General features: G+C 71.4%; 15 protein-coding genes. 2 read left to right on the plus strand and 13 right to left on the minus strand.

Annotated elements, in window-relative coordinates; translation table 11 throughout:
* The first annotated feature begins 2 nt into the window (after positions 1-2).
* Positions 3-203, plus strand: coding sequence for a hypothetical protein (locus tag AB0927_RS28495; protein WP_366670607.1), 201 nt, complete (start codon positions 3-5; stop codon positions 201-203).
* Between the two features lie 60 nt (positions 204-263).
* Here AB0927_RS28495 and AB0927_RS28500 read toward each other — a convergent pair whose 3' ends face one another.
* From AB0927_RS28500 to AB0927_RS28550, 11 genes are all read right to left on the minus strand, one after another.
* Positions 264-1100 (minus strand): alpha/beta hydrolase, encoded by an 837-nt coding sequence (locus AB0927_RS28500; RefSeq protein ID WP_366670608.1) that lies wholly within the window; start codon positions 1098-1100, stop codon positions 264-266.
* Positions 1097-1690, minus strand: a complete 594-nt coding sequence (locus AB0927_RS28505) for a carboxymuconolactone decarboxylase family protein (RefSeq protein ID WP_366670609.1) — start codon at positions 1688-1690, stop codon at positions 1097-1099. Before AB0927_RS28505 ends, AB0927_RS28500 begins: the two co-directional genes overlap by 4 nt.
* A 340-nt stretch (positions 1691-2030) precedes the next feature.
* Positions 2031-3203, minus strand: coding sequence for an acyl-CoA dehydrogenase family protein (locus AB0927_RS28510; protein ID WP_366670610.1), 1173 nt, complete (start codon positions 3201-3203; stop codon positions 2031-2033).
* Between the two features lie 47 nt (positions 3204-3250).
* Positions 3251-4126, minus strand: a complete 876-nt coding sequence (locus tag AB0927_RS28515; RefSeq protein WP_366670611.1) for a VOC family protein — start codon at positions 4124-4126, stop codon at positions 3251-3253.
* 128 nt (positions 4127-4254) lie between these two features.
* Complete coding sequence (locus AB0927_RS28520) at positions 4255-5469, minus strand: flavin reductase (RefSeq protein WP_366670612.1); 1215 nt, start codon at positions 5467-5469, stop codon at positions 4255-4257.
* 27 nt (positions 5470-5496) lie between these two features.
* Positions 5497-6666 carry an acyl-CoA dehydrogenase family protein gene (locus AB0927_RS28525; protein ID WP_366670613.1) on the minus strand — a complete coding sequence of 390 codons (1170 nt, stop codon included), beginning with the start codon at positions 6664-6666 and terminating at the stop codon, positions 5497-5499.
* A 126-nt stretch (positions 6667-6792) separates the two neighbouring features.
* The gene (locus AB0927_RS28530; protein WP_366670614.1) at positions 6793-7626 is read right to left on the minus strand and encodes an IclR family transcriptional regulator; all 834 of its coding nucleotides are present in this window, start codon (positions 7624-7626) and stop codon (positions 6793-6795) included.
* 101 nt (positions 7627-7727) lie between these two features.
* Positions 7728-9017 (minus strand): MFS transporter, encoded by a 1290-nt coding sequence (locus AB0927_RS28535; protein ID WP_366670615.1) that lies wholly within the window; start codon positions 9015-9017, stop codon positions 7728-7730.
* Positions 9018-9085: 68 nt separating this feature from the next.
* Positions 9086-10327, minus strand: a complete 1242-nt coding sequence (locus AB0927_RS28540; RefSeq protein ID WP_366670616.1) for a flavin reductase — start codon at positions 10325-10327, stop codon at positions 9086-9088.
* Between the two features lie 167 nt (positions 10328-10494).
* The gene (locus tag AB0927_RS28545) at positions 10495-11331 is read right to left on the minus strand and encodes an alpha/beta hydrolase (RefSeq protein WP_366670617.1); all 837 of its coding nucleotides are present in this window, start codon (positions 11329-11331) and stop codon (positions 10495-10497) included.
* A gap of 169 nt (positions 11332-11500) precedes the next feature.
* Positions 11501-12280 carry an enoyl-CoA hydratase-related protein gene (locus AB0927_RS28550; protein WP_366670618.1) on the minus strand — a complete coding sequence of 260 codons (780 nt, stop codon included), beginning with the start codon at positions 12278-12280 and terminating at the stop codon, positions 11501-11503.
* A 430-nt stretch (positions 12281-12710) separates the two neighbouring features.
* Here AB0927_RS28550 and AB0927_RS28555 point away from each other — a divergent pair, with 430 nt between their 5' ends.
* A complete protein-coding gene (locus AB0927_RS28555) occupies positions 12711-14180 on the plus strand; it encodes an MFS transporter (protein WP_366670619.1) in 1470 nt (489 codons plus the stop codon).
* Between the two features lie 70 nt (positions 14181-14250).
* Here AB0927_RS28555 and AB0927_RS28560 read toward each other — a convergent pair whose 3' ends face one another.
* Entirely contained in the window at positions 14251-15501 is a 1251-nt protein-coding gene (locus tag AB0927_RS28560) for a CoA transferase (protein ID WP_366670620.1), read from the minus strand.
* The gene (locus tag AB0927_RS28565; RefSeq protein WP_366670621.1) at positions 15486-16328 is read right to left on the minus strand and encodes an enoyl-CoA hydratase/isomerase family protein; all 843 of its coding nucleotides are present in this window, start codon (positions 16326-16328) and stop codon (positions 15486-15488) included. The genes AB0927_RS28560 and AB0927_RS28565 overlap by 16 nt, the downstream gene beginning before the upstream one ends.
* Positions 16329-16384 lie beyond the last annotated feature (56 nt).

Consider the following 16384-nt stretch of genomic DNA (forward strand, 5'->3'; position numbering starts at 1 on the left):
AGATGGCGATCAACGTCCTGTCTCGGTCGGCTCTGTCGTCCGATCACCGGCCGATCAACGGCACGGTGAACCGGAACCGGAGGCCGGTCGTGGTCGTCGGCCCCGCCGGGCGACGCGAGCGCTCACCGACGGCCCGGCTGTTCTTCGCGCTCCTCGACCTCGGCCTCGATGCCCGCCTTCAGACGCATGCGAAAGGCGCCTGACGCGGGTTTTCACCCGTCAGGCGCCCTTCGCTCAGCCCGCACCGGAATCTCGTGCGCGGTCTAGGGTCCGGTCAGGAACCCGGTGACCAGGAACTCGAAGCGGCGGGCCCGCTCGTAGGGGACCCAGAGGCCGGTGTGCCCGTAGACATGGATCTCCACGTCCGGGATCCGGTTCAGCATGAAGAGCGCGTTGTCGTAGCCCTGCACGCGGTTGTCGCGGCCCCAGACCACCAGGGTGCGGGCGGTGATCTCGTGGAGACGCTGCCAGAGGGGCTCGCCGCGGCCCTCCCCCGTCTTCGCTCCGGTGCCGGAGGCGACGCTGGCCCGGTAACGCTCCTCGACCAGGTCATCGGTGATCAGGGCCTTGTCGGCCATCATCATCTCCAGGTAGGCGCGCATCTTGGCGCGACTGGGCCCGTCGCCCGCGTAGTAGTCGCGGATGACCTGCTGGCCCTCGCTGGGCGTGGGAGTGAACAGCGGCAGGCCGCCCGCCGAGCTGACCAGGACCAGGCGGTCGACCACGTCGGGATGGTCGAGGGCCATGGCCATGGCGGCGGCGCCGCCGGTGGCCATGCCGACCACATGGGCGCGTTCCTCGCCCAGTTCACGGACGAGGGCGGCGAACACCTTCGCGTGGAAGGCGTGTCTGCCGCCCTCGACCTGAGCGGCCTCGGACTTGCCGTAGCCCGGCAGGTCCACGATCACCGTCCGGAAGTGCCCGGCGAACGCGGCCATGTTCTGGCCGAAGTTGCCCCAGCCGTAGGCCCCCGGCGCGCCACCGTGCAGGCAGAGCAGGAGCGGGCCCTGCCCTGCCTCGTGCACATGCAGGCGGACACCGGCGGCCTCCACGTACCGGGAGGTCGACTGCTCGGTGATGTCCGCGAGTCGGGCCGTCACGCGCCCGGCCCGTGGTCGGCGGGCTGCACGGCGAACAGGTTGAGCTGGTTGGCAAGGGCCCAGTAGTAGCCGACCAGCGAGCTGATCTCGAAGACGCCGTCCGGGCCCAGCTGGTCCTTGAGCTGCTCGAATTCGGCGTCGTCGGGCAGCTTCCGCGTGAGCATCCGCTCGGCGAGTTCCAGGGCGGGAGCCGCGCTTTCGTGGGTGCCCTCGTCGAACGAGGCCGGCACCTCGGCGCGGTCCAGGGTCGCGAGGGTTTCCTCACCGATGCCGAGGCGGCGGCCGATGCGCTGGTGGGCGACCCGCTCGACCGCGCAGTCGTAGTGACCCGCGATCAGCAGGATCACCATCTCGCGCACCCGGTCGTCGATGGACGACTCGTAGCGCAGCGCGGCGCCGAGGCGCTGCAGCGGCCCGCCGATCCTGGGGCTGTGCAGCATGGCGTTGAACGGTCCGGTGAGCCGGCCGTGGATGTCGACCGGGCCGCCGGGCCGGTTGGGGTTGACCCTCGGGCCCGAGCGCAGCTCGTCGTAGAGGGCGCGCTGCTCTTCGGTGAGCGTCTCGGGGTCGAACAGTTCAGTCCTGGTCATCGGCTGCGTCCCATTCCACGATCTTGAGGTCGTTGCTGACGGTGTAGCCGGCGGCGAGTTCACGCCGGCCGGGCTGCCGGAGCAGGTCGCCGGGGTCGGCATACGGGAGGAGGACGTGGCTGTCGCCCTCGGCGCACGTGCGGCGCTGGTGCAGCCGCCCGCGGTGGTGGCGAGCTTCACCGGCCGGACTCCCCCGGCCTTCGCGGCGCCGCCGATGGTGCCCTGGTAGGCGTCGCCGCCCTCGGCGAGCAGGCGCTCGGCCTCGGCGACGACCTCATCGGACAGAGACCGGCGTGGCCGCGCTCCTGGAAGGCCATGGTGTGGCTCTCCTTCGTCGTGCTCAGAACTTGATGTTCGGCGGGACCGGGTGCCCGAAGAAGTCCAGGCCGTAGGCCTGCATGATGGGGTCCTGCACGTTCTGGATGTGGTGGATGGCCGCCTGGCTGTCGCGCCAGAGCCGTTCGAGCGGCAGGTCGGTGCGCAGCGAGACACCGCCCGCGAGACGGAACAGCTTGTCGGCGGCGGCCGCGGCCCGGTTGGAGGAGCGGACCTGGTTGCGGCGGACCTCGGCACGCAGCGACAGCGGGATGGTGACGCCGTCGGCGCACAGGTCGTGGATCCGGTCGATGTCGTACAGGAAGTGCTGGATGCTCGCGTCGATGTCGGCCGAGCACTCGCCGAGCGCGGCCAGCTGGTACGGATCGCGGGAGGCCTTGCCGTAGCGACCGTCGCGGCCCCGGGTGAGCGCGACGTAGGCGTCGAGCACGGACTTGGCGGCGCCCAGGGTCGCGGCGGTGACCGCGCCGGAGAACATCACGTTGCGGGGCATGGCGTACAGGACCGAGTCGCTGCGGCCGACCGCCGTGTGGGCGGTGCCGGCGGTGATCTCCGCGGTGTCGATCACCCGGTGGTCCGGTACGAAGGCGTCCTTGACGATCAGGTCCTTGCTGCCGGTGCCCTTGAGGCCCACGACCTGCCAGGAGTCGGCCACGATCTCGTAGTCGGAGCGCGGCAGGACGAAGTGGCGGGCCGCCTTCTCGGCGACGTTTCCCTCCTGGTCGGTGACCAGGCCGCCGATCATCACCCACTGGCACAGGTCGGTGCCCGAGGAGAACGGCCAGCGTCCGCTGAAGAGGTAACCGCCGTCCACCGGCCGGGCGCGGCCCATCGGGGCGTAGGGTGAGGCGACCCAGGTCTCGGGGTCGTCGCCCCAGATCTCCTCCTGGACCTGTCGGGTGCCCAGGGCGAGTTCGTGGGCGTGCACGCCGACCACGCCGGCCACCCAGCCCGCGCAGGGGGCGTGGGAGGCGATCTCGATGACGGCCTCCATGTACTCCCGCGGGTGGGTCTCGAGGCCGCCGTAGTCGCGGGGCTGGAGCATCCGGCAGACGCCGGACTCGTGCAAGGCCCGCTCGGAGACCTCGGACAGCCTGCCGAGGCGGTCGGAGGCCTCCGCGTCCTGCGCGAAGACGTCGGCGAGCTTCGCGATCCGCTCCATGACGGTCTCTGTCACGCCGGCCTCCTCAAGGACGCTCCCGGCACTTTCGTCGACGACTGTGCTCATCGCTCGTGCCCCCAGTAGTGCGCGGACGGGTAGCGGGTGGGCGTCCAGGTCTCGTCGTCGATCTCGATGCCGCCGGTGCCGTACTCGATGCCGGTGCCGGACGGGGACTCGCAGTAGAACGAGATCATCTTGTCGTTGGTGTGCTTGCCGAGGGTGGCGGTCATCTTGCCGCCGTGCGCGGACAGCGCGTCCAGGGCGCGGCCGACACCGTCGATCGACTCGGACTCCAGCATCAGGTGGCCCACGCCCTGGCCGCGGTTACGGTCGTCCTTGGCGGTCGGGACGAACGCGAACGAGTGGTGGCGCGGGTTGCAGTGCAGGAAGGTAGCCACGGCCGCGGGCCCGACCTCGATGTGGTCGCTGAGCCGGAAGCCCAGCACGTCGCGGTAGAGCGCGAGGTGCGCGTCCGGGTCCTTCACCAGTTGGAAGGCGTGGCCGAGGCCGAGCAGACGGCCCGCGACGAAACGGTTCCCCGTCGGGGAGACGAAGTTCGTCAGGGAACTGGTCAGGCCGTAGAACAGTTCGAGGGTCAGGCCGTCGGGGTCCTGGAAGCGGACCAGCTCGGTGACGTCGCGGGCCCTGGCCGCGTCCGGGCCCGGGCGCTCGACGGTGTAGCCCGCCTGCTCGACGCGTCGGGCCAGCTCGGCCAGTTCCCGGGGGCCGGCGACCTCCCAGCCGAGCGTGGTGACGCCACGGGTGTCACTTTTCTCGATCTGGAGCCGGTACAGGTACCCGTCCATCCGGAGCCGCAGGGTGTCCTGCCCGGCCTCGACGACCTGGAGGCCCAGGACTTCCGTGGCGAAGGACCGCCACTTTTCGAGGTCGTCTGCCCCGAGTACGGCGTAACCGAGGCTTCGCACGGTCGCGTTCATCACTTCTCCCGTCGTTCTGTGGGATGTCTTCGATCAGAGTTCACCGGTGCGACCGGCCCGGCCAGCGTGGTGTTCCACGGGCTGGAAAGGGCGCCGTGCCTCTTCCGACGACCGATCCTGACGGTGCGTCAGAAACTGATGCCCAGCTCCGTCAGGTGGTTCTCGTTCAGCCGCGCGGAGACCACCGCGGCGGCGGAGCGCAGGCGCTCCACCCATGCCTCGACCTGGCGCCCGGTGGCGCCGGCCGGCAGGTTGCCGAGCCGCAGCGCGATCTGCACCTGCTGCATGGGGCCCTCGACGGGCACCAGGATGGAGTGCACGTCGTAGCGGCCGCCGGGCTCCAGGTCCGGCTCATAGAGCCGCGCGGTCTCCGCGATCAGGCGTTTGAACCGCCGCTCGTGCTCGGGCAACCGGTCCGCCGAGGAGTAGTCCCGGACGGCGGTGTGCAGTTCCCGGTCGGTGTGCGTGCCGCGGAGCGAGACGGAGTAGCCGCGCTCCTGCACCCTCTCCAACTGCGCGATGTAGGCCGCCACGGTCTCCTCGTCCGAGCCGGGGAGCCGGGAGAGCCAGTCGCCGACGGCGACGGAGCCCGCGTGGCAGATGAACACCGCGCCCAGGGGCGGCACCATGGGCACCCGGAAACCGAGCGAGATGCGACTGGGCTCCGGTGAGCGGCTGGCGACGGCGACGAAGACCGCGTCCTGGCCGGCGACGGCGCTGACGCTGCACTCCACGCCCAGTTCCTCCGCGACCCGTTCGATCTGGTCCCGGGCGAACTCGGCCTGCCGGATGCCCTGGATCAGGTCGGCCTCGCTCCTGGCGAGGAGCGAGGGCAGGGTGAAGCGGCCGTAGCCGCCCTGGAAGAAGAGCAGCGGCAGCGCGGGCCGGACCACGTCCATGGCCTCGACCCGGCCGATCACCATGAAGTGGTCGCCGGCGTCGTCGACCGACTGGTAGGAGCAATCGATCCAGGCCACCGCTCCGTCGAGGATCGGCGCGCCGCTGGGTGCCGCCTTCCACGCCACCCCGGCGAACTTGTCCGGGCCGCGCCGGGCGAACCGGCGGCACAGATCCTCCTGGTCGGCGGCGAGCACGTTGACGCAGAAGTGCGCGGCGGTACGCAGCCGTTCGAAGGTGCGGGAGTCGCGCTGCGGAAGGAAGGCCACCAGGGGCGGGTCCACGGACACCGAGGTGAAGGACCCCACCACCATGCCGGCGGGCTCACCGCTGTCGTCGACGGCGGTGATCACGACGACGCCTGTCGGGTAGTGGCCCAGGGTGTCCCTGAACTCACCCGGGTCCACGGCCTGGTACTCGTCGACGTCTTCGGTCTGCTGGCCCATGTCGGGTCTCCTCCGGTCTTCAGGGGGTCAGTAGCGGATACCGGCGGGGACAGGGAGGCCGAACAGGTTGAGCCCATAGCCCTCGTAGGTGATCTCGGCAGCGTTGTTGACGTGGTTCATGGCCGCGTGCAGGTCGCGCCAGAACCGCTGGAACCGCATGTCGCGGCGGAGCGCGCCACCGCCGGCGTGCAGGAAGAGGCTGTCGACGGCGTCGACGGCGCGGCGCACCGAGCGGACCTGGTTGCGGCGGACCTCCAGCCGCATCGACGTGGTGAGTTCCTTGCCGGCCGCCGCGGTGTCGTACATCCGGTTGATGTCGGTCAGGAACTGCAGACGGCTGGCCGCGATGTCCGAGGACGCGCTGCCGAGGACGGCCAGTTGGTGCGGGCTGCGGGCCGCGGCGGCACCGCGGGCGTCGACGCGCTGTCGGGTGTACTCCACGAAGGCGTCGAGGGCGCCCTGCGCGAGGGCCAGGCTGCCCGCGGCGATCGCGCCGGAGAACATGGTGGCGAACGGCATCCGGTACAGCGGGTTGGTCCGGCCGCGCTCGACGGCGAACTCGGGCAGCCGGTCGGGCGCCACGATCCGCTCCGGCGGGATGTAGGCGTCCTTGACGACGACGTCCTTGCTGCCGGTGCCCTCCAGACCGATCACGTCCCAGGAGTCCGCGACGATCTCGTAGTCGGAGCGCGGCAGGATGAAGTGCCGTACGGCGGTGGATGGATCGGCGACCCTGCCGTCGGCGTCGGTGACCATCCCGCCCAGGAAGATCCACTTGCAGTGGTCGGTGCCGGAGGAGAACGACCAGCGGCCCGACAGGAGCCGGCCCTCGCCCTCCGGCTTGGCGCGGCCCATCGGGGCGTACGGGGAGGCGATCCAGGTGTCGGGGTCCTGGCCCCACACCTGCCGCTGCACCGAGGGGTCGCACTGGGCCATCTCCCAGGGGTGGACGCCCACGACGCCGGAGACCCAGCCGGCCGCGCCGTTGCGCGCGCCGATCTCCATCACGGCCTCGAACCACTCGGCGGGGTGTGCCTCCTCGCCGCCGTACTCACGGGGCTGCAGCATCCGGGTGACCCCGGTCCAGCGCAGCCGGTCGGCGACCTCGTCGGTGAGCCGGCCGAGCCGCTCGCAGTCGGGGGCGCTGTCCGCCAGGAACTCCCTGCTTTCACGGATGCGTTCGGGTACCTCGCTCATGCCACCTCTCTCGGTGTCCGGGTGACCGGAGGGCCACTGCCGATCATGATCGGAACGATCCTCTCGGGTGGCCGGGTGCCGTGCGAAGGGGCGTGTTCCGCTCCGTGGAACCCCTGGTGGCTCGTGTCACAGGATCCCGGTGTCGTCCGCCCGCTCGATGACGTGGCGGGCGTGCAGGGCGGAGATCTCATGGGCCGCGGACCGCACACGTGCGGCCAGTTGGGCCGGGTCGAAACGGCCGGTGGGCCCGGACACGGACAGGGCCGCGATGGCCTTGCCGTGGTGGACGACCGGCGCCGCGACGCAGGTCAGGCCCAGTGCGGCCTCCTCCCGGTCGAAGGCGACGCCATGGTCGGCGACCCTTCGCAGCTCGGCCAGGAAGAGGCCGGGGGCGGCGATGGAGTGGCGGGTGCGCCTCGTCAGGCCGTCCTCCAGGATACGTTCGACCGCGTCCCGGTGGCCGAAGGCCAGCATGGCCTTGCCGAGGCCGGAGAACGACGCCCGCATCCGCCCGCCCACGGTGGAGGGCACCTTGATGCCGCCATGACCGTGGATCTTGTCCAGGTAGAGGACGTCGGTGTGGTCGAGTACCGCCAGGTGGACCACGTAGCCGCTCTGCAGGAACAGCTCGCTGAGGAACGGTCCCGCGATGCTGCGCAGGTCCCCCGGCGTGCAGTCGGAGACCCGATTGCCCAGTTCGAAGACCAGAAGGTTGAGCCGGTAGTCCGTACCGAGACGCTCCAGGAATCCGCTCCGTTCGAGCTGGCTGAGCAGCCGGAACGCCGTGGATTTCGGCAGTCCGGTGGCCCGGGCGAGCTCGCTGACCCCCGCGATCGGTCCCATCGTGCGGAACGCGTCGAGAAGCCGGAGAGCCTTGCCGACCGAGGTCACGGGGGACCCGGCGGGCTCATCAGGTTCGCCGTGCGACTGCACGGCGGCGGCTATCTGCACCAATGACATAGGCAGACTCCCTCGTCGGCCGGCGTGTTTGCCCCATCAGTACCCTGCGGTCACCGGCCATGGAAGACCCCGTGTTCCACCTTCTGGCACGTGCGCGCCGGTCAAGACCCGCGACGCTCCCTGTCGGGCGGATCGTCGAGCCGGTCCAGATGGCGCCGGCCGGGGCCGCGGAGGAAGACGAATCCGGCCAGGAGCATCAAAGCACCGGCACCGGCCACCGTGATCCGCGGTCCGATCCGGTCCGAGACCGCGCCCTGGACCAGGGAGCCCAGCGGGAGACTCGCGTTGAAGATCATGATGCGGACGGCGAGGACGCGGCCCCGCACCCGTTCCCCCACGATCATCTGGATCGCGGTGTTCGCCGAGGAGACCACGGCGAGGAAACAGCCGCCGACCACGACCAGGCAGATCCCGCCGGTCACCGGGCCCGGCGACAGCGCGAAGCCCGCCATGGAGACCCCGTACAGCGGCAGCGCCCGGCGGACGATCCGCGCCAGGGTGAGTCTCACTCCCCGGCCGGCGACCACGGGCGCGCAGAGCACCGCTCCGACACCGAGCGCCATGTTCAGCACTCCCAGAGCGACCGCGCCGACGTGGAACACCTGGTCGGCGAAGACCACGGTGAACCCGAAGACCGGGTTGCCGAGCAGGCCGGCCAGGACCGAGAGCAGGATCGCCGCCCGGATGCCGGGGCGCTCACGGACGTAAGCCAGCGCGGAGACGAAGCCGCGGAGCGTTCCGGGCCCGCCGGGCCCCCGCGGGAGCGCGGGGCGCGGCCGGATCAGGAACAGCGCGCACAGGACGAACACGAAGGACATCGTGTTGATCAGGAAAGCCCAGCCGGGCCCGAACGCGGCAAGGAGCACACCCGCGATGGCCGGCCCGAGCGAGCGTGCGGCGTTGAACTGGAGGGAGTTGAGCGCGATGGCGGACGGCAGGTCCGCCCGGGGCACCAGGTCGTTCACGAACGACTGCCAGCTCGGCATCATGGCGCCCTGGATCAGTCCGGCCACGGCCACCAGGGCGAGCAGCGCGAGAGGGCTTCGCACCCCGACCGCCCACAGCGCCCACAGTCCGCCGGCCGAGGCCGCCATCCCCGCCTGAGCGGCGAGGAGCACCCGGCGCCGCTCCCGCCGGTCGGCGAGCGAACCCCCGAACGGGGAGATCAGCACGCCGGGCAGGAACTGCGCGAGGGTGGCCATGCCGACCCACAGGGCGCTGTGCGTGAGCTCGAACAGCACGAAGGGGACGGCCAGGTTGGACAGCCAGGTACCGACGTTGGACAGGAGCGCGCCGGCCCAGAACAGCCGGTAGTCCCGGTGCCGGAAGGCGCGCAGCGAGTGCCGCAGCCCGGCGTCGCTCGCGACCCCGGTGGCCGGGCCTTCCGTCATGGCACCGCGCGTTCCGGGCCGGCCGGGAGGAGTTCCGTGGGTCTCCTCCCGGCCGTGCGCGAGTCTCCTCACGCCGCCGTCCTGGCGCTGCGGCGGTCCTCCCGCGCCGTCGTCGCGCCTTCCGGGTCGGAAAGGCGGGCGGCCGCCTCGGTCAGCAGGGCGATCCAGCGCCGTACCTGGGACTCAGTGGCGTTCGCGGGGAGCCTGGAGAGCCGCAGGACGAGGTTCACGTCCCCGCCGGGGCCGAAGACGGGGGCCACCAGGGACCGTACGTCGTAGCGCCGGCCCGGCTCCAGAGGCACCGGTTCGTACGCCTGGGACATCTCGGCGATCTCGCGTTCCATACGCCGCTGCTGATGAGGCGTGAAGTCGCCCTCGGTGTACCGGCGCAGGGCGGAGCCGAGCCGGTCCTCGGGGCTGGCCCCGGACAGTGACATCGACCAGCCGCGGCAGCGCGCGGTGTCGAGGCGGCGCCGGTAGCACTCGCGGGCCTCGGGGTCCGGTGTGCCGGCGCTGTCCAGCCAGCGGGTGACGGTGTCCTCGTCCTGCCAGGCGACGTAGAGGTCGCCGAGCGGGGCACGCAGCGGGATGCGGTCGCCGACGGCGGACTCGGGGGTGTGCCCCGCGGCGGGGGTGACGGCGACGGTGACCAGGTCGTCACCGACCGCGGACAGCAGGGAGCACTCCACGGCGAGGGTCCGGGCCAGCCGGTCCGTCTCGCTCTGGGCGGACCCGGCGGGCCGGACGCTCTCGATCAGGTCGGGGCCGTGCAGGCCGCGCAGCGAGCTCGGGGTGAAACAGCCGTAGCCGCCCTGGAAGAAGAGCAGTGGCCGGGTGGGGCGTGCCACGCGCAGGGTGTTGACCCGGCCGAGCACCACGTAGTGGTCCCCGGCCTCGGTGACCTTGTGGTACCCGCAGTCGATCCAGGCGACGGCACCGTCCAGGACGGGGGCGCCGGAGGGCGCGGGCGCCCAGTCCACGCCGGCGAACCGGTCGGCGCCGGTGCCGCCGGTCGCGAAGCGGCGGCACAGGTCCTCCTGGTCGGCGGCCAGGACGTTGACGCAGAACGCCGGTGCCTCGCGCATCCGGGCGAAGGTGCCGGAGCGGCGGCCGGGGAGGAAGGCGATCAGGGGCGGGTCGAGGGAGACCGAGGTGAACGAACCGATGGTCATCCCGGTCGGCCTGCCCGTGACGTCGATCGCGGTGACCACCACGACTCCGGTGGGATAGTGCCCGAGTACCTCGCGGAATCCGAGCTCCTGGGCGGTGGGCCGCGGCCGCTGTGCCGATGGTGCCGACACGTCTGCCATGTGCTGTCTCCTCTCGCGTTACGGCGGTCCCGGGCCGGCCGGTCCTCGGCGGGGCCGTCCTTGGCGGGCCGGCCTGTTCCCGGCGGGTGGGCGGGCGGCGAGGGGTGGTGCGCGCCGGCACCGCCCCTCGCGGTGGCCCTGGTGGCCCTGGTGGCCCTGGGATGCCGTCAGTTGTTGTGGACGAAGTCCGTGACCAGGCGGTTGAACTCCTCGGCGTGCTCGACCTGGGCCCAGTGGCCGCAGCGGTTGAGCAGCACGAGCCGCGAGTTGCCGATCAGTGCGCACAGACGCAGCGAGTTCTCGTAGTGCACCACGCGGTCGTCGCGGCCGTGGATGAGCAGGGCGGGGACCTGGATGCCCGCCACGGCCTCCTCGGCGGGCCAGTCGCGCGGATTGCGGCCACCGGAGAGGAAGTTGCGGGCGTGCTCGGGGTGCGCGAGCAGGCTGTCGAGGCGCTCCTGGGCACGCTGCTCGCTCAGGTCGCCGGAGTCGTAGCTCATCACGTCGACCAGCTCGCGCATGGTCTCGATGCTGGGCTCGCGGTAGCCCTTCATCAGGATCTTGAGGCCCTCGGTGGGGCCGTCACCGGCGCCGAAGAGCTTCACGCCGCGGGCGCCGGCGCCCATGGTGATGAGGTGCGACTGCCGCTCCGGGTGCTCGACGGCGAACCGGATGGTGGTGGCTCCGCCCATGGAGTTGCCGACGAACGCGGCCTTCTCCAGGCCGAGTTCGTCCATGAACTCCAGAGCCGTCTGCGCGTGGTCGCGGTCCTGTGGGGTCACCGGGTCGGACTCGCCCCAGCCGGGCATGTCGACGGCGTAGCAGGTGAACTGCTCGGCGAGGGTGGCGATGTTGGGGCCGAAGTTGCTCCAACCGGTGGCGCCCGGACCGCTGCCGTGCAGCAGGATCAGGGGGTGGCCCTCGCCGGCGACGTTGTAGTGCACGTTGCCGGACGGGAGCTTCACGAAGCGGCTTGTGGACTCCTGGGTCAGCTGGAGGGGCATGCGGTGTCCTCTCGTGGTGCCAGTTCTGCGATCAGGGGAAGGTTCTCGTGCGACAGGGGCCTCGGCGAAGCCTCCGGTACCGCCCGGCGGAACGCGGGGGCCTTTGGCCTCGCGCCCGGGGCTCCGGTGGGCCGGCGTCGCGGGTGAACGCCGGCTGTCGGGCAAGGGTCTACTCGCCCCGGAAGACCGGGGCCCGCTTCTCCAGGAAGGCCGTCACGCCCTCCTCGTAGTCCTTCGAGTCGAAGGACGCGTTGCGCAGGGCCACCGTTTCCTCGTCGTCCTGGGTCTGGCCCGCCAGGACACGGGCGATCATCTGCTTCGTGCCCTGGACGGAGATCGGGGCCCGGGCCGCGATCTCCTCGGCGAGTCCGTACGTGGCCCTCTCCAGCTCGGACGGTTCGTGGATCTCGTCGAGGAGGCCGCATTCCAGGGCTCGGCGGGCCTCCAGGTGACGGCCCGAGTACAGGAGGAAACGCGCGGTGGAGGGGCCCACCAGGTCGACGACCCGCTTGGTCGACTCGAGACCGTAGACGAGGCCGAGCCGGGCCGGGGTGATACCGAAGCGCGCCTGGGTGTCACCGAGGCGCAGGTCGCAGGAGGCGGCGATGCCGCAGCCGCCGCCGATGCAGTAGCCGTGGATCATCGCGATGCTGGGAACGCGCAGGCCGGCCAGGGCGCGCTCGGCCTCGGCGACGGCGGCGTTGTAGCGGCGGGCGCCCTCGCCGCCGGCCCGTACGGTGCGGAACTCCTTGATGTCCGCGCCCGCCGAGAAGGCAACCTCACCGGCACCGCGGACCACCAGGACACGAACCGCCTCGTCGGCGGCCACCTCACCGGCCAGGCGCGGTATCTCGCGGTACATCTCGTAGGACACCGCGTTGCGCCGCTCCGGCCGGTCGAACCACAGCGTGGCCACGGCACCGGACTTCTCCAGCAGCAGGTCGGACATGTTCTCGCCCCTCTGTTCGTCTTCCCCGTCGGTTCACGATGATCGTGGCCGTGGAAGCCGCTTCGCGAGGGGACCTCGTCCCGCCGAGTGGAACACACAGGGCCCCGAAGACAGCAGTTCGCCGCTGTTCTGACCCGCGGCACGCCCCGTTCTGATCCGTGGCACGGCGGGCTTGCCCCTCCTGGCTCCGGACCGGAGGGTGTGGCCCACCTCACCACCCATCAGGGGCCGTCGACCTCATCCGGACGACGGTCCGAACGAACCGGCCCGAACGAACCGGCCCGAACGGCGGCCGCGACCGCGGCGCCGGCCGGACGACACCGGCCGGGCAGCTCGTTCCGAGGCACACCCGCAACGGCCCCTCTGCCGCGCTCGCCCCGGGCACGGCGACGGGCCCTGGCCTACTCCGAAGATCGAACGAAGGAGGACCATGGTCACCGTCGACCGGGTCGATTCCCCAGCAACACTCCCGCAGACACCAGCCTCACGGCGCCTGGAGAAGGCCCCGTTCATGCTGCTCGTCGTCGTGGCGCTGATGTGGCTGTCCAGCGCCGCGGAGAGCCAGGCGGTCCTGCCGCTGATCGGTGAGCTCACCCGCCAGTACCACATGAACCCCACTCAGGCCGCATGGAGCCTGTCCGTCACCGGCATCGCCACCGCGGCCACGGTGCTCGGCCTGTCCCGCCTCGCCGACCTCTACGGGATGCGCAGGCTCCTGCTGGTCAGTCTGGGCCTGGTCGTGGCCGGTAACGTCATCTGTTTCGCCGCCCCCGGTCCCGCCCTGTTCATCGTCGGCCGTGCGGTCTGCGGTGTCACGGCGGCCACACCGATCTTCTACGCCCTCTTCCGGCTCCGCGCGGAGACGACCGGCAAGGTCGACATCTCCTCAGGAACACTCAACTCCGTCGCCGGCATCGGCACCGGTGTCTCCTTTCTCATCGGCGGGCTCGTCCTCAACTCCGGCGGTACGCCCCGCGGCAGCATCGGGGCGCTCATCGTCGTCAGCCTGCTGGTGTTCGTGCTGGCCTGGCTGTACGTCCCGGACAGCGACGTCCGTGCGCAGGGCAAGGTCGACTACCTCGGCAGCGTCCTCCTCGGCGGGGCCCTGGTCTGCCTGATGGTCGGCGTCGGCCAGGGCAACACGTGGGGCTGGAGCTCCCCGTCCATCCTCGGCACCCTGGCCGGAGCCGTGGTGCTCTTCGCCGCCTGGGCGGTCTGGGAGCTGCGCAGCCTCAACCCGATGATCGACCTGCGTGTGGTGGTGAAGTCGGCGCTGTGGCCGGCGTTCCTCGTCGGCGGTATCTGCGCCGGTCTGGGCTCCACCAACTCGCTCGCCGTCAGCCATCTGGTGCAGACGCCCAAGGAGGCCGGGTACGGGTTCGGGGCGTCGGTGCTGACGACCGGCCTGTTCCTGGTGCCCGTCGGCGTCCTGATCACGGTCGGTGCGCTGGTCGCGCCACGGGTCATCAAGGTGCTCGGCATGCGCAGGACCGCCATGACCGGTGCCCTGATCGTCGCGGCGGACTTCCTCTGGTTCTCCTTCTGCCACGACCGGGCCTGGGAGATCGTGGTGGAGCTCGCGGTGTTCGGTGCCGGGTACTCCCTGGCGAAGACCACCTCCATGGCCTCCTTCCTGCGCGCCACGCGGCACGGTGAAGGCGCGAGCGTCGCGGGTGCCGACAACCTGGTGTCGCTGGCCATGCTGGGCATCGGCCCGACCGTGGCGACCGCGATCCTGCAGTCCTCGACCACCGCCCACGGCCTGCCCGAAGCGGGCAACTACGCGGTGCTGTGGCGCGCGTTCGCCGCGGTCGCGGTGGTGACGGCCGGTCTCGCCCTGCTGCTGAAGGAATCGGACGCGGACCAGTCCCTGGCGCCGGACGCCGTGCGTATCCGCTGACCGGCCGCACGCAGGAGAAAGCCCGTCCGCGACCGGGGAGGTCGCGGACGGGCTTCCCGGCTTCTCCGGTTCAGCGCCGCCGATGGCTGTCGTCCACGAGCCCGTCGGTGAAGAGCTCCTCGATCTCGCCCTCGGTGAGCCCGAGTTCGCCGAGCACCTCCGTGGTGTGCTGACCGAGCCAGGGCGCGGCCCTGTCGATGCGCAGCGGGGTGCCCGACATCTTGGGCGCGACGCCGAGATGGCGCATCGGGCCGACGATCGGGTGGTCGACCTCGACGACCATCTCGCGGGCCCGGGCCTGCGGGGTGGCAAGCGCCTGGTCGTAGGTGTACACAGGGCCGCCGGGGACACCGGCCTCGTCGAGGAGGGCGACCCAGTCGGCGGTCGGCCTGGTGGTGGTGATCTCCTCGATCTCGGTCTCGAGGACGTCGACGTTGCGCAGCCGGGAGGCGTTCTCCGCGTAGCGCGGGTCGTCCAGCCAGTCGGGGCGGCCCAGGACGGAGGTGACGAGCCGTTCCCACAGCCGGTCGGTGTTGGCGCCGACCGTGACATGGCCGTCCTGGGTGCGGAAGGCCTGGTACGGGGCGGAGCGGCGATGCCTGCTGCCCTGTGCGGAGGCGACCTCGCCGGAGCCGAAGTAGGCGCCGGCCTCCCAGATCGTCCAGGAGAGGCCCGCGTCGACCAGGGAGATGTCGATGTGCTGTCCCTCGCCGGTGCGCAGCCGGTGGATGTGGGCGGCGAGGACGGCCTGGACGGCGAGGCTGCCGGCGGCGATGTCGTTGGCGGCGATGCCCATCTTGACGGGCGGTTCGCCGGGATGGCCGGTCATCGACATGAGCCCCGAGGCGCCCTGCGCGATGATGTCGAGCCCCGCCCTTTCCCGGTCCGGGCCGGTCTGGCCGAAGCCGGAGACGGAGCAGTGGATGAGTCGCGGCCGTACGGCGGACAGCGAGGCGTGGTCGATGCCGAGCCCTTCGGTGACGCCGGGGCGGAAGTTCTCGATGAGCACGTCGGCCGTGGCGACGAGTCTCAGGAACACCTCATGCCCGCGCCGGGTGGTGAGGTCGAGGGCGATGCCGCGCTTGTTGCGGTTGTTCATCGCGAACGGGTAGGACTCGCCCGCCACATGGGGACCCATCCGACGTGAGTCGTCGCCGCTTCCGCAGCGCTCGACCTTGATGACGTCGGCGCCCATGTCCCCGAGCGTCATCGCGGCATAGGGACCGGCCAGAAAGCGGCTGAGATCGAGGACCCGCACCCCGTCCAAGGGGAGCGGGCCGCTCGATCTGCCGTCGGGTGCGGGGTTCACCGTCCCTGCCACCGGGGTTCCCGGCGCTCCAGGAAGGCCCGTGCCCCCTCCTTCTGGTCCTCGGAGAGATACACGTCGGGTCCGGCGTCGAGGCGGATCGCGGTGTGCGGGGACATGCCGGCGGTCTTGCGGTACGTGAGCTTGAGACGCTGCAGGGACAGCGGGGCCGAGGAGACCACGTCGCCGAGCCAGTCGAGGGCCTCGTCGGCCACCTGCTCGCCGGGGAGGACCGCGTTGACCAGGCCCCACCGCTCGGCCTCCGCCAGCGGGATGCGGCGGCCCGTGTAGAGCCACTCCATGGCGATGCCGGGCGGCACGGTGACCGGCAGCATCACCGAGGCGAAGTGGGCGCCTCGGCCCCGCTTGGCCTCGGGCACCGCGAAGAACGCGCCGGGTGCGGCGAGCCGCATGTCGCAGGCGAGGGCCAGCTCGAAACCGCCGGCGACGGCAGGGCCGTTGACGACGGCGACGGTCGGCTTGCGGGTGTCGATGAGGACTTCGAAGAGGCTGCGCCGGTTGGTGTGGAGCGGGCCGAGGAACGGCCTGCCCTGGTCGGCGAGGGTGCGGGCGTCCTTGAGGTCGGCGCCCGAGCAGAACGAGGTGCCGGTGCCGGTGATCGCGATGACGTAGACGTCGGGGTCGTGGTCGGCGTCGATGATCGCCTCGGTCAGGGCGTCGTTGAGCTCGCCGCTGAGCGCGTTGCGCACGTCGGGCCGGTTGAGCCGCAGCAGCCGGACCCGGCCGTGGTTCTCGATCTCCAGGACGGGCCGCTCACCCTCGGGGGCTCCGGACGCGCCAAGGGCCCGGGCGGCGGCCTCGGTCGCCGACTCCTGTGTCATTCCTGTGCCTTTCTGTACGGAGGTGATCGCTGTGCAGAGGTCGCTTCTGATCAGAG

Origin of the sequence: Streptomyces sp. NPDC048106 (assembly GCF_040706415.1) — a bacterium.
Classification (GTDB): Bacteria; Actinomycetota; Actinomycetes; order Streptomycetales; family Streptomycetaceae; genus Streptomyces.

Coding starts and splice junctions, on each gene's coding strand:
- AB0927_RS28530 (WP_366670614.1), bottom strand. CDS start 7,626: ATGTCATTGGTGCAGATAGCCGCCGCCGTGCAGTCGCACGGCGAACCT.
- AB0927_RS28565 (WP_366670621.1), bottom strand. CDS start 16,328: ATGACACAGGAGTCGGCGACCGAGGCCGCCGCCCGGGCCCTTGGCGCG.
- AB0927_RS28535 (WP_366670615.1), bottom strand. CDS start 9,017: ATGACGGAAGGCCCGGCCACCGGGGTCGCGAGCGACGCCGGGCTGCGG.
- AB0927_RS28520 (WP_366670612.1), bottom strand. CDS start 5,469: ATGGGCCAGCAGACCGAAGACGTCGACGAGTACCAGGCCGTGGACCCG.
- AB0927_RS28505 (WP_366670609.1), bottom strand. CDS start 1,690: ATGACCAGGACTGAACTGTTCGACCCCGAGACGCTCACCGAAGAGCAG.
- AB0927_RS28545 (WP_366670617.1), bottom strand. CDS start 11,331: ATGCCCCTCCAGCTGACCCAGGAGTCCACAAGCCGCTTCGTGAAGCTC.
- AB0927_RS28555 (WP_366670619.1), top strand. CDS start 12,711: ATGGTCACCGTCGACCGGGTCGATTCCCCAGCAACACTCCCGCAGACA.
- AB0927_RS28540 (WP_366670616.1), bottom strand. CDS start 10,327: ATGGCAGACGTGTCGGCACCATCGGCACAGCGGCCGCGGCCCACCGCC.
- AB0927_RS28550 (WP_366670618.1), bottom strand. CDS start 12,280: ATGTCCGACCTGCTGCTGGAGAAGTCCGGTGCCGTGGCCACGCTGTGG.
- AB0927_RS28515 (WP_366670611.1), bottom strand. CDS start 4,126: ATGAACGCGACCGTGCGAAGCCTCGGTTACGCCGTACTCGGGGCAGAC.
- AB0927_RS28525 (WP_366670613.1), bottom strand. CDS start 6,666: ATGAGCGAGGTACCCGAACGCATCCGTGAAAGCAGGGAGTTCCTGGCG.
- AB0927_RS28495 (WP_366670607.1), top strand. CDS start 3: ATGGCGATCAACGTCCTGTCTCGGTCGGCTCTGTCGTCCGATCACCGG.